General features: G+C 60.8%; 10 protein-coding genes and 1 tRNA gene. 4 read left to right on the top strand and 7 right to left on the bottom strand.

Annotated elements, in window-relative coordinates; genetic code table 11:
- Nucleotides 1–21: 21 nt before the first annotated feature.
- The 7 genes from IVB50_RS11250 to IVB50_RS11280 all read right to left on the bottom strand — a co-directional run bounded on the left by IVB50_RS11250 (nt 22) and on the right by IVB50_RS11280 (nt 6,967).
- Nucleotides 22–573 carry a DUF4339 domain-containing protein gene (locus IVB50_RS11250; RefSeq protein WP_247295859.1) on the bottom strand — a complete coding sequence of 184 codons (552 nt, stop codon included), beginning with the start codon at nt 571–573 and terminating at the stop codon, nt 22–24.
- Between the two features lie 27 nt (nt 574–600).
- On the bottom strand, nt 601–1,599 hold the full coding sequence (locus IVB50_RS11255; protein ID WP_247295861.1) for a tyrosine-type recombinase/integrase: 999 nt from the start codon (nt 1,597–1,599) through the stop codon (nt 601–603).
- Nucleotides 1,589–2,683 (bottom strand): hypothetical protein, encoded by a 1,095-nt coding sequence (locus tag IVB50_RS11260; RefSeq protein ID WP_247295864.1) that lies wholly within the window; start codon nt 2,681–2,683, stop codon nt 1,589–1,591. Before IVB50_RS11260 ends, IVB50_RS11255 begins: the two co-directional genes overlap by 11 nt.
- Before the next feature lie 1,306 nt (nt 2,684–3,989).
- Complete coding sequence (locus IVB50_RS11265) at nt 3,990–4,193, bottom strand: helix-turn-helix domain-containing protein (protein WP_247295867.1); 204 nt, start codon at nt 4,191–4,193, stop codon at nt 3,990–3,992.
- 369 nt (nt 4,194–4,562) lie between these two features.
- On the bottom strand, nt 4,563–6,314 hold the full coding sequence (locus IVB50_RS11270) for a site-specific integrase (RefSeq protein ID WP_247295870.1): 1,752 nt from the start codon (nt 6,312–6,314) through the stop codon (nt 4,563–4,565).
- A gap of 100 nt (nt 6,315–6,414) precedes the next feature.
- Nucleotides 6,415–6,490 (bottom strand) — tRNA-Ala (locus tag IVB50_RS11275).
- Between the two features lie 66 nt (nt 6,491–6,556).
- Nucleotides 6,557–6,967 carry a TIGR02300 family protein gene (locus IVB50_RS11280; RefSeq protein WP_007598417.1) on the bottom strand — a complete coding sequence of 137 codons (411 nt, stop codon included), beginning with the start codon at nt 6,965–6,967 and terminating at the stop codon, nt 6,557–6,559.
- 172 nt (nt 6,968–7,139) lie between these two features.
- On the opposite strand from IVB50_RS11280, the gene aroA reads away from it, so the two are divergent.
- The 4 genes from aroA to sppA all read left to right on the top strand — a co-directional run bounded on the left by aroA (nt 7,140) and on the right by sppA (nt 12,330).
- Nucleotides 7,140–8,477 carry a 3-phosphoshikimate 1-carboxyvinyltransferase gene (gene aroA / locus IVB50_RS11285; RefSeq protein ID WP_018455757.1) on the top strand — a complete coding sequence of 446 codons (1,338 nt, stop codon included), beginning with the start codon at nt 7,140–7,142 and terminating at the stop codon, nt 8,475–8,477.
- Complete coding sequence (cmk, locus tag IVB50_RS11290) at nt 8,474–9,112, top strand: (d)CMP kinase (RefSeq protein ID WP_018455758.1); 639 nt, start codon at nt 8,474–8,476, stop codon at nt 9,110–9,112. Before aroA ends, cmk begins: the two co-directional genes overlap by 4 nt.
- Nucleotides 9,113–9,379: 267 nt before the next feature.
- The gene (rpsA, locus tag IVB50_RS11295; RefSeq protein ID WP_027566167.1) at nt 9,380–11,086 is read left to right on the top strand and encodes a 30S ribosomal protein S1; all 1,707 of its coding nucleotides are present in this window, start codon (nt 9,380–9,382) and stop codon (nt 11,084–11,086) included.
- A 263-nt stretch (nt 11,087–11,349) separates the two neighbouring features.
- The gene (gene sppA / locus IVB50_RS11300; protein ID WP_018455760.1) at nt 11,350–12,330 is read left to right on the top strand and encodes a signal peptide peptidase SppA; all 981 of its coding nucleotides are present in this window, start codon (nt 11,350–11,352) and stop codon (nt 12,328–12,330) included.

A 12,330-nucleotide genomic window follows, 5' to 3' on the forward strand; every position in this document is an offset into this window, starting at 1 on the left:
GCATTCCTTCGTTGCGCTGGCCTAAAGCGAAAATGCGGTCACTGCGAGTATCGCAAACACAAGCCACAATCCTACCTGCCTCCCGCGCGCTTTTTGCCGTTCCAATTCACTATCTACCCACCCATTCGTAAGTGGCTCGCTGCATTTCGGACACGAGCCCGCACCTGTTGAAATTGGTCTCCGACAGGTTGGACAGGGCAGAAGGATTGATTTGATTTTCGGTATTGGCGGCGGCAGCGCGGGCGGTAACGTTACGCCGAGCGCATTCGTCTGCAACTGGTCGCGCCCGTCTCTGAAAAACTCGTTACTTAAGCGGCTCAAATAGGTTTTTCGGGCTTTAGCGAGAGCGTCTGTGGCTTGAGCGATTACCTTTGGTGTTTCCGATTGTTGGGACGGCACCCAGTCTTGATCGTTCAGAACATCCGCCGCCATCCAATCCGGAAAACCTTCTCGCCAAACGCGAAGCTCGCGCTTATGGCTCTCCTCAAAGGTGGCAACGACCTCTTTCAATTGTTGCAGCGTAAATGGACCAACTTGACCGAATTCGTCCAAGTACCACCAAGTAGCTTCCATAAAACATCTCGGTTATTGAAATAGATTTCATAGTAGCGCGCCCGCAGCGTTTTGGGAAAAAATTGCGCCGTCCCGCACATAACGCGCCAGCATGGCGTCCGAGGCGTGGCGGGTCTGTTCTCTGATCTTGAAGGTCGGCACCCCGAGTTGCGATGCGCTTGTGGCTAACCCGGCTCGCAGGGAATGCCCTGAGTATCCGGAGGGATCGAGGCCAGCCGCGCTGACGCGCTCCCGAACGATCTCGCCCACCGCTTCACCGGACAAGCGACCGTCATGGACCCTGCCATGGCGATCTACCGGCCGAAAGATCGGCCCTTCGCTGATGCCCGAGATCGCCAGCCAGGCTTCCAGGGCGGCGACCGGACACCACCGCCCGCGGGCGAAGGGTATCCCAATTTTCTCTCCCCGAGCTTCCTGGTCGGATTTCGAGCGAAGCAGGTGCAGGATGACGCCCTGCCGGGCATGTTCGACGTCGCCGACATTTAGGCCGACCAGCTCGGAACGGCGTAAGGCGCCCGCGAAGCCGAGCAGAAGGAGAGCCCGGTCGCGGAGGTCCCTCAGCTGATCGCCCGTGGCGTCGAGCACGTGGATCAGCTCGTCGCGTAGCAGAGGCTTGGCCTGCCGTTGAGCGCAGCCGTAGGTTCGTTTGATGCCTCTTAGGATCGCCCGGACGAAGGGGGACCGCGTGGGATTAGGAAAGCCCCGGACTTCGTGTGCCTTCGAGATTGAGGCTAGCCGTCGTACCAGGGTGGCCACACTCAGCTTGTTGGCGCTTTGAGCCAGATATTCGGCGACGATCTCCGGGGAAGCGGGGATTGAGCCGCCACCCCGCTCAAATTCCCGCAGGTCGCTTTCGTAGGCGCGGCGGCTATTCGCGGACACACTGTTTTGAAGGAAAAACCCCGTCTCTGGAGAGAATTCGGTCGGGTGTGCAATTAATTGGAACCGAGGCTCAAAACGGTTCAAAAGTGCCGGGGTAACCTCCGATAAGTGAATAGTATCACGGGTTAGAAGCTCAGCTGTCATGGCTTGATACCTCCATTAGTTCGGTGCGGATCGCATTCAGCTCCCCCAGATCAGCTCGGGCGAGCCTCAGGATTTCGGTGGCATCTCGGCAGTGGGCTCCATTGCATTCATAATCGACGGCTCGTCGCAGTTCGTCCGCTATCGGCCACCGCAACCGTCGCTGGGAGGATTGGCCCTCCAACCTGAATATAATCGTGCCGAGAAACTGGACCCGCTGCCGTGGCGGAATGTGGGCTCGGACCCAGCGAGCCGTCTCCGTCGATCCTTCGATCAGCTTGGCGAGACTAGCTCTCCCGGGCCTCGTGTACACGTCTAAGCACCAACCCGGGATCGGCCCGACCATGATTTCAACTGGCACCTCGTCGTCATGCACGCTCGTTAGTTCGTGCCGCAGTTGCGGGGCGAGCAATGCCATGAAGATTGGCAGTACCTCGCCGCTGCGGCGATGGCCCTCCCACGCGATCTCGACCAGCTCGGGCGGCAAGATTTCGCGGACCGCAGCGAAGAGCGAGGCAATGTCGCCGTGTCGCCGAGCGAGACGAGGTGAGGGGCGCCGATCCGTGCCGAGTGCAAACCAGGCTGCCAGGGCTCTGACTGGTAAAGGGTCCGTGCTGGCGACTATCCGGAGCAGGTCCGGGATCATGCTGAAGCCAAGTTGCAGGCGCTGGCTCTCGAAGGTGGGATGGTTCTCGGCAACCAGCAGGAGATCGTCGGCCGCCCGGCACTTGGTCGCATTCGCCATTCGCGTGATCAGGAAGCTCGCGACTTTCCACTCTCCACCGAGCGTTGCCCGCACTCTCTTCCCGCCGATAGCGGCGGTCGTGAGGGCTGTCACTTCGACATCGCCAAGCCCGATGTCTTCGAAAGCGATACAAGCCAATCTGCGCCAGAGACCCTCGGGAGATTGCGTGAGGAGGGTCGATGCGGCTGCTAGCGCAATCTGCGTCCTCCCGCGCCTGATCGACTTTTGCAGGGCCGACATGGCAGTCCAGGGCGTGCAGTCCAGGGGAGCGCAGTCGGGCTCCTCGAAATCGCGGAGCAGGCAGGGCAGTGGGGATCGGGGTAGCAGTTCGGGCTCGTCCATCGCTCTCCTCCACTTTCGGGGGGAGCTGGATACTGGGTGCCCTCATTGAACGATGGACCTGTGCCGGCTCATGTAAAGAAGGATTGTCCTCGGGAAGCCCTTTTGTGTCCCCCAGCGGCTGCTGGACAACTCCTGCTGTCTCGCGAGTGTCGCTCGATGGGGTGTGGGTCGTTTTGTCCTCAGGTGCAGGTTGGCGATGGCTTGAGGCCGGGCGAGATAAGTCATTGTTCTGCTGAGGCTTTGGCTCCCAACTAACGGCAAGGTACCACTGGTAGAGGGCGGCGATGTCTGTCTCGCCTTTTGTCTCGCTGTGTCTGATTTTGAAAGGGCCAAATATCCGCTTGATGGTCTGCTGGACTTCCTCTGGCAGCTTGTCCACGAACACATGGGGCCACCAATCAGCCCACACTCGTTTAAAATGGCGATCGTATTGTTCTTGAGTGAATTTTGTCTCGAGAAGTTCCTCAAGTTCCGAAATCGTAGGCAGGCAGTATTCTTCGCCATTCTGTCGGCGGTACTCCTCCGCTTCTTTCTCCTTCTTCCGAAACCGATGCTCGGCATCGCTGATTTGCGGCACGCTGCGCGAGGCTGCGGGCCCACCCTGGGTGGCCTTGGCGCGGGATCGGCTCGGGGGAGTGTCACTGGCGGCTGAGGCCTGTTTGCCGTCGATTATCTCGTCGTCCGTCCATCCCCGCTGTTTACGCTTCCGGATGGTAGTGGGGAGGACTTTCTGTATCTTGGAAAGTTGCGAGACGGTATAAGCCTTACCCGTGCAGTGGTGAAATAGGAGGGTGTCACCCTTGTTATTGTTTTGGGTCCTCTTGTCCGCCCAGCGGACCTTCCCGGGAGCGTATTCGGGATCGGTATTGTTTGTCCGGTCCAACGTAGCCCCTCTACAGAGGCACGGCCCGACAACTCGGAGGAAATTGCGAAAGTCGTGAAATTCGGGATGCACAAACCCCCGCTTTTGTTTTCGTTGCAGCATGTTCCTGTGGCTGCGCGCTTCCGCCGGATAGCGCTGACGTAGCTGCATCGCCTTCAGTGTTCTGCAGTCAAGTAAGCATTGCTCGGCGGGAGTGAGATCAATTTTCTCACTCTGCGCGACAGTTGCTAAAGTTGTTACTTCTGAGTTGGACATCGACGCGCCCCCTTCACACGGACCTGTTGTCAAACCGGATGTTTTTGCGTTTTCTCACGGTGCAGGCCATGTCGCGCGAGGTGAGAAAAAACTGCTATTCTATGCGAGTGGGTCATTCGTCGACGTCCTATTGAAATGGAAAGGGTACGCGCGGATCGGCGCGCTCTCTTACGAGCGTCCTTCGAGGCCGCGCAGCCAATTATCTAGGCTCGTGCGGCGGTAGCGGACCTTGCGTCCGATCAACAAACGTGGGGGACCCACATTCTCATTATGCCAACGATCAAGGGTACGCGGCGCGATGCCAAGGAGGCGCGCAGCTTTTTCGCGATCTAAAAGGTCGCTCAACACATCAGATTGGGTATTCGCCTTCATACCGGGTCCTAAGACAGCGACCTACAAGGATCACCAACGGACCGGGTCGCGGAGGGCGGTCCGATGGCGTAACCATCTACCGTCATAGCCCTCCATGGCTCAGGCAGTATTGAGAATGGGGGAAGGAAACCGAATGTCAACGGATGTGAATGATCACGCCATCGAACGGCGTCATGTGTGTACCGATCAGCCGCTCGATTGAGGTGGAGCTACGAAAGGGTCAAGCTCTTGCTCGCAGTCTCAGCTGACATGCCGCGACGTGCCAAAACCGAGGCGATCGGAATAAAACGGCTAGGCCCGGCGGCGGGGGCTGGGTGCACTATAACGATTTTGGTGGGCTTTGAGGCAAGAACGAGCCAGGGACGCCCCTCAGCCCTTCCAGTGAAGATGCTGCAAATCTAACCCCGGGAATTCCACCAACTGCATGAACTTCAGCTGGTAGTCGGGATTGGATTTGTCGCCGTAATCATCACTGATCAGCTTTCCCTGGCTCCATGCACCTAGGGCCTGCAGTGCATCCGGCGGAGCATCGATCCGACGAAGAGCATCTCGGAAATTATGCCGGAAACTGTAGAAGCTCTGACGCGCTTCGAGCTTGATCGCCTTCGGCAGATACTGTTCCCGAAATCGCTTGAGAGCATACGTCGCGTGGTTGCCGTAACCATCGGGCTTGAGGTCGCCGAACAGTTGGACAGACGGCCCGGCTTTGCGGCGGATCGCGACAAATTCCAGAAAGCCGACTGAAATCAATTCGGGATGCAGCGGAATTTTCCGCTTACTGCTCCAGGTTTTAACGGTTTTCTTGGGCTTGGCTCCCAGGTCGGCGTCATCCTCATCGGTGGACGCGACGATATCGAGGTACGCGGTCCCCTTGATAGTTTGTTTGACGTCGCCAACGCTCATCTGACAGGCTTCGTTTGGGCGCATGCCCATGAACAAGCACATTAGAGGTAGCCAGAACCTCCACCCGGTCTTGTCGTGGCCGAACGGGGGCGAATGCAATGCACACGTTTGGTAGAACGACCCGCCAAAGAACTGCTTGAGCTGTTCAGCTGCAAAGGGACGGCGCTTCGCGCTGGCCTCCATCACCTCACGCCTAACCGGCTTCATGCCCTGAGCCGGATTGGCCCCGATCAGCCGCTTCTTCCAGGCGAGGTCGAGAATTCCTTCGAGGGTCGTGAGATAGATTTCCTGGGTCCCCGACGACAACTTGGGCTTGCCAGCCTTTTCGCCCTTGTCGATGGCCTCACTGACCGTTGAGCCTTTGTAAATTTTGGAACGGTTGGCGGGAAGGCGCGATAAAACGCTCCGCACCTTCAGGCAGACGTCGTAATCAACATTTTGAATGGGCACGGCGTTGCCGATGATCTCCCGCAGCAGGGTGACGTTGGCCCTCTGTTTATCGACCCATTTTTCGCTGGTTTGGTTCGCCCCCGCGTCCTCTTCTATGACCGCAAGGAACTGGTCGGCCAGTTCGCCGAATGAAACTGGCGGGGGGAGGTTAGGGTCGAACAGGTGGTCAAAGAAGGGCCGTCCATGATCGTCGCCGATCCGCGCCAATTTACGCTGCTGAAGCTCTAGCAAGCCACGACGAGCAAGCTCGGCTAAGGCAGCATGGGGCAAGGAGGCCTCGTCCACGGGATGCCCAGCATCCGCCAGTATACGTTTCATGGCCGCATACACCCATTCATCAGCCCTGGGGTCGTCGCGGTTCTTGAGGATGCTTAAGCCGTGACCAATGTCCGCCTCGATCTTTTGTTGCTCACTGCCGCTCCCAGGAGGGTCCTCAGTGAGTTGACGCCGTGACCGTGCATCCATCCGTCGGACATATTCCTGCACATGCTGGACGGCCTCTCGCTCCGTAAGTGGCGATCCCGCCGCAGAGATGACCAAACCATCCGAACCGTTCGCAGTGACCTTATGGTTCTTCTCGGCGGCCTCGAACTGAGCGGCGGTTTTCAGGTCTTCAAGCGCACGCCGCTTCTTGGCTTCCTTGAGATCAGACGTCCCCAAAGAAAACTGAATGGTTTTTTTGCCGAGCAACGGGATCAACGCGGTTGGGACGCGGCGTCGGTAATTCCAAACGCCTTCTCGCTTGAACAGATGATAGGTGGACGACATCGCCTTCATTCCTTTGTGTAACATCGATGTGCGACACAGGGGAGATGCTAAGGCGTTGATCTACAATGAACTTAAATTTCCCAGGGAGTTGCGAGAAATTTGGTGGAGCCAGGCGGGATCGAACCGCCGACCTCTTGCATGCCATGCAAGCGCTCTCCCAGCTGAGCTATGGCCCCTTAACCGTCCGACGCGCCTTGGGCGACGCGTCGGGAAAGACCCAGAACCACAGTTCTGGAATTATCTCAAGTCTCTTCGTCACCGCCGACATCACCAATGATGTCGGTGACGTCCTCATCGCCTTCTTCGTCGTCGGCGATAAAGGTCGAATCATCGTCGTCATCGTCCTCGATAGTTTCATCGACTTCGATGTCGTCCTCGGATTCGGGCACGACGGCCTTGACCTTGCCGGTGTTCTCCTCGGCATCGGCCTCCTCGAGCGAGACCTCCTCGACCTCCGCCGGCTCTGGCGTGGCGTCGGCGGCAGCGGCTGCGTGACGGGCTTCGGCACCGCGGGGTGCGCGAGCCGGCGCGATGGGCGCGATCGGCACGACTTCACCGGTATAGGGCGAGATCACCGGATTCTTGTTGAGGTCATAGAACTTTTTGCCCGTGGTCGGGCAAATACGTTTAGTTCCGAGTTCGGACTTGGCCACGGCAGAGGAATCCTGGAAATGTCTGAAAAGCGGTGCTTCACTTGGCTAGTTGGCGGCCCGCTGTCAATAGCGCATTGCGGGAGAACGACATGCCCGTGACGGCGGGGAGACCATGTGGTACCTGCCCCGCGAGTCCCACAGGGACGTTTCGGGCCTACCCAAGGACACAAACTTGACCGATTCCGACAAGCCGACGCCGCTCCAGTCGCGCGCCAGCGGTCCCCTGACCGGGAAAGTAAGGGTGCCCGGAGACAAGTCGATCTCCCACCGTGCCCTCATCCTCGGCGCGCTCGCGGTCGGAGAGACGCGGATTTCGGGCCTCCTGGAGGGCGAGGACGTCCTTAACACCGCCAAATCCATGCAGGCGCTCGGCGCCGGGGTCGAGCGTACCGGAGATTTCGCCTGGAAGGTGAACGGCGTGGGTGTCGCAGGCTTCGCGGAGCCCAAAGCGCCGCTGGATTTCGGCAACTCCGGCACCGGCTGCCGGCTCGTCATGGGCGCCGTCGCCGGCTGTCCGATCTCCGCGGTTTTCGACGGCGATGCCTCACTGCGCAGCCGGCCCATGCGCCGGATCCTGGATCCCCTGGAAAAGATGGGCGCGAAGGTCGTCTCCGGCGGCGCGGGCGGCCGTCTGCCGCTGACCGTCCAGGGTGCGCGCGATCCGCTGCCGATCACCTACAAGACGCCTGTGGCCTCGGCCCAGATCAAATCCGCCGTGCTGCTCGCGGGCCTGGCCGCGCCGGGCGCCACGACCGTCATCGAGACCGAGGCCAGTCGCGACCACACCGAACTGATGCTCAAGCATTTCGGCGCCGAGATCACCTCAGTGCAAGAAGGTCAGCACGGCCGCCGTATCACGCTCGTGGGGCAGCCGGAGCTGCATGGCGCCAATGTCGTCGTGCCCGCCGATCCCTCGTCGGCGGCGTTCCCTATCGTTGCTGCGCTGATCGTCGAAGGCTCCGAAATCGTCCTGTCCGACGTCATGACCAATCCGCTGCGCACCGGTCTTTTCACCACGCTGCGCGAAATGGGTGCCTCGATCGAGGAAAGCGAAGTTCGTGGCGACGCTGGCGAGCCGATGGCAAAGCTGCGGGTACGCGCCTCGAAATTGCGCGGTGTCGAGGTGCCGCCGGAGCGTGCACCGTCGATGATCGACGAATATCTGGTGCTGGCGGTGGCGGCCGCCTTTGCCGAGGGCACGACCATCATGCGCGGCCTCCAGGAGCTGCGCGTGAAGGAATCCGACCGTTTGGAGGCCACCGCCGCCATGCTCCGCGTCAACGGTGTCAAGGTCGAGGTCTGCGGCGACGATTTGATCGTCGAAGGCCGCGGCCACGTTCCCGGCGGCGGCGTGGTGGCCACCCACATGGATCATCGCATCGCGATGTCCGCGCTGGTGATGGGCTGCGCCTCCGATCAGCCGGTAACCGTCGATGACACCGCCTTCATCGCCACCAGTTTTCCGGATTTCATCCCGATGATGCGTTCGCTTGGGGCCGATTTTTCATGATCATTGCCATCGACGGGCCCGCGGCGTCGGGCAAGGGCACCCTCGGCAAGCGCCTTGCCCACCATTACGGCTACCGTCACCTTGATACCGGCGTAATCTATCGCGCGGTGGCCTATTCCCTGATGCAGTCCGGTCATGATCTCCGGGACGAGGCGGCGGCGGTCGCTGCGGCGCTGGAACTCGATCCCGAAAAGTTCGGCAATCCCGCCCTGAAGACCCAGAAGGCCGGCGAGGGCGCCTCGATCGTCTCGGCGATCCCCAAGGTGCGCGAGGCCCTCATCAACTTTCAGCGGCAATTCGCCGCCGATCCGCCCGGCGCCGTGCTCGATGGGCGCGATATTGGAACCGTGATCTGCCCCCATGCCGACGTGAAGATCTTCGTCGTCGCCGACCCCAAGGTCCGTGCCCGCCGCCGGACCATGGAGGCCAAGGCGCGGGGCGAGGAGGCGGACGAGGCGGCCGTGCTCGCCGATATCATCCAGCGCGACGAGCGCGACAAGAACCGGGCGATCGCCCCCCTGAAGCCGGCTCCGGATGCTTACTTGCTAGATAACTCCCAACTGGATATAGAAGGCGGCGTCCGGGCCGCCATCGACATTATCGAGGCCGTCCGAGCGGGCCGGTCGCGGGGTTAAGCCGCTGCCGTCATTGGAGGAAGCGCCCGCTCCCGCTCTTTGAGGTCGATACTCTCGGTCCCTGCTCGGGGCCGACGCGATCCAGGTTCCGGACAAAAGATTTCCACGTATCGAACGCGCGGGCCTCAGCCGGCCCGCTTCCGCTGTTCCGCCCTCCAGGTCGGAGCAGCGAGCGGTCGCTCGAAGGTTCTGCGGACCTTCCGACACTGCGCGTACGGTGCGCCCAAGAACCCAACGGCCGGCATGACATCCGCAACTGGAGAACAAATGGCTTCGACTTCTGCTGATACCTATAGCCCGTCGCGCGACGATTTCGCCGCGATGCTCGACGAGTCCTTCGCAGGCGGCAACCTGCAGGAAAGCTCAGTCATCAAGGGCAAGGTTGTTGCAATCGAAAAGGACATGGCCGTCATCGACGTCGGCCTGAAGACGGAGGGCCGCGTTGCCCTGCGCGAATTTTCCGGCCCCGGCCGTGACAGCGAGCTCAAGGTCGGCGACGAGGTGGAAGTGTTCCTCGATCGGATCGAGAACGCCCTCGGCGAAGCCGTGCTGTCGCGTGACAAGGCGCGCCGCGAAGAGAGCTGGGGCAAGCTCGAGAAGGCCTTCCAGAACAACGAGAAGGTCAACGGCGTCATCTTCAACCAGGTCAAGGGCGGCTTCACCGTCGACCTCGACGGTGCCGTGGCCTTCCTGCCGCGTTCGCAGGTCGACATCCGTCCGATCCGCGACGTTGCGCCGCTGATGAACAACTCGCAGCCGTTCCAGATCCTCAAGATGGACCGCCGCCGCGGCAACATCGTCGTGTCCCGCCGCACGGTTCTCGAAGAGACCCGCGCCGAGCAGCGTCAGGAGCTGGTGCAGAACCTCGAAGAGGGTCAGGTCATCGACGGCGTGGTCAAGAACATCACCGATTACGGTGCGTTCGTTGATCTCGGCGGCATCGACGGTCTGCTGCACGTCACCGACATCGCGTGGCGCCGCGTCAACCACCCGACCGAGGTGCTCTCGATCGGCCAGACCGTGAAGGTCAAGATCATCAAGATCAACCACGAGACGCACCGCATCTCGCTGGGCATGAAGCAGCTGTTGGACGATCCGTGGCAGGGCATCGAAGCCAAGTACCCGCTGGGTGCCCGCTTCACCGGTCGCGTCACCAACATCACCGACTACGGCGCGTTCGTCGAGCTCGAGCCGGGCATCGAAGGCCTGATCCACGTCTCCGAGATGTCGTGGACCAAGAAGAACATGCACCCCGGCAAGATCGTTTCGACCTCGCAGGAAGTCGAAGTGCAGGTGCTGGAAGTCGATTCCGTCAAGCGCCGCATCTCGCTCGGCCTCAAGCAGACCATGCGCAACCCGTGGGAGGTCTTCGTCGAAGGTCACCCGACCGGTTCGACGGTCGAGGGCGAGGTCAAGAACAAGACCGAATTCGGTTTGTTCCTGGGCCTCGAGGGCGACGTCGACGGCATGGTCCATCTCTCCGACCTCGACTGGAAGCAGCCGGGCGAGCAGGTGATCGACAACTACAAGAAGGGCGACATGGTGAAGGCCGTGGTGCTCGATGTGGACGTCGAGAAGGAGCGCATTTCTCTTGGAATCAAACAGCTTGAAGGCGACCCCTTCGCCGAGCCGGGCGATGTCAAGAAGGGCGCGGTCGTGACCTGCGAAGTGATCGAAGTGAAGGAGAGCGGCATCGAGGTGAAGATCACCGGTACCGACTTCACCACGTTCGTGAAGCGCTCGGAGCTCGCTCGTGACCGCAACGATCAGCGCGCCGAACGCTTCGCCGTCGGCGAGAAGGTCGATGCCCGCGTGATCCAGTTCGACAAGAAGGCCCGCAAGGTCCAGGTGTCGATCAAGGCGCTCGAAGTCGCCGAAGAGAAGGAAGCCATCGCGCAGTACGGCTCTTCCGATTCGGGAGCAACGCTCGGCGACATCCTCGGCACCGCGCTCAAGAACCGCGACACCAAGTAAGCGAAACGCAGGTTTCACTGCATCAAAGCCCCGGCGCGAGCCGGGGCTTTTTTGTAGTGAGGTCGTCACCCGGATGGGGCGAAGTGAAATCCGGGAAAGCCTCTCCGTGAGGGAGAACCCCGGATTACGCTTGCGCTCCATCCGGGCTACGCGGCAGCCGGCCTTGTTTTCTTCTAATTGCGCCGCAATTGATGTATCCAGATAAGCCAATGGCGACGCTGCGACGGCACAACGCGCCTGGCCTTTCATTTGGAGATATTGAGATGTCACTCGATTCGGACATCATCGTCGATCGCCGCAGGATCCGCCGCAAGCTGACGTTCTGGCGCGTATTGGCCGCGCTGATCGCGATCGCGGCGATCGCAGGCTTCGCGCTGGTCGCGACGCCTGGTGCGCGCGGCACGTTCGCGTCCGCCGGCTCGATCGCGCGGGTCCAGATCGAGGGCCTGATCCGCAGCGATTCCGATCGCACCCAGGCGCTCGAGCGGCTGGAGAATTCGCAGGCCGCCGCCGTCATCGTTCACATCAATTCGCCGGGCGGCACCACCGCCGGCTCCGAGCAGCTCTATGATTCGCTTGTACGGTTGAAGGCAAAGAAGCCGCTCGTTGTCGTCGTCGAAGGCCTCGCCGCCTCCGGCGGCTACATCACCGCGATCGCCAGCGATCACATCATCGCCCAGCAGAGCTCGCTGGTCGGCTCGATCGGCGTGCTGTTCCAGTTTCCGAACGTCTCGGAGCTGTTGAAGACCGTCGGCGTCAAGGTCGAGGAGGTAAAGTCCACGCCGCTGAAGGCCGCGCCCAACGGTTTCGAGCCAACCAGCCCTGAGGCACGGGCGGCGCTCGATGCGTTGGTGAAGGATTCCTATGCCTGGTTCAAGGGATTGGTGAAGGAACGGCGTGGCATGGATGACACGCAGCTCGAGAAAGTGGTTGATGGCCGTGTCTTCACCGGACGCCAGGCCATCGATCTCAAGCTGATCGATCAGATCGGCGACGAGAAGACCGCCGTGACCTGGCTGGTCGAGCAGAAGGGCGTCAAGAAGGGGCTCTCCGTGCGCGATTACAAGCTGCAGCCGCGCTTCAGCGATCTGCCGTTCCTCAAGACGGCGGCCGCAGTAACGCTGGAAGCACTGGGTTTAGGCTCGATTGCGCATCAAATCGGACAAACCGGCGTCGCACAGGCGGTCGATCGGCTCGGAATGGATGGAATGCTCGCCTTGTGGCAGCCGGCGGCGTCGAACTGA

Origin of the sequence: Bradyrhizobium sp. 87, assembly GCF_023073015.1 — a bacterium.
In the GTDB taxonomy this organism is placed as follows: domain Bacteria; phylum Pseudomonadota; class Alphaproteobacteria; order Rhizobiales; family Xanthobacteraceae; genus Bradyrhizobium; species Bradyrhizobium canariense_D.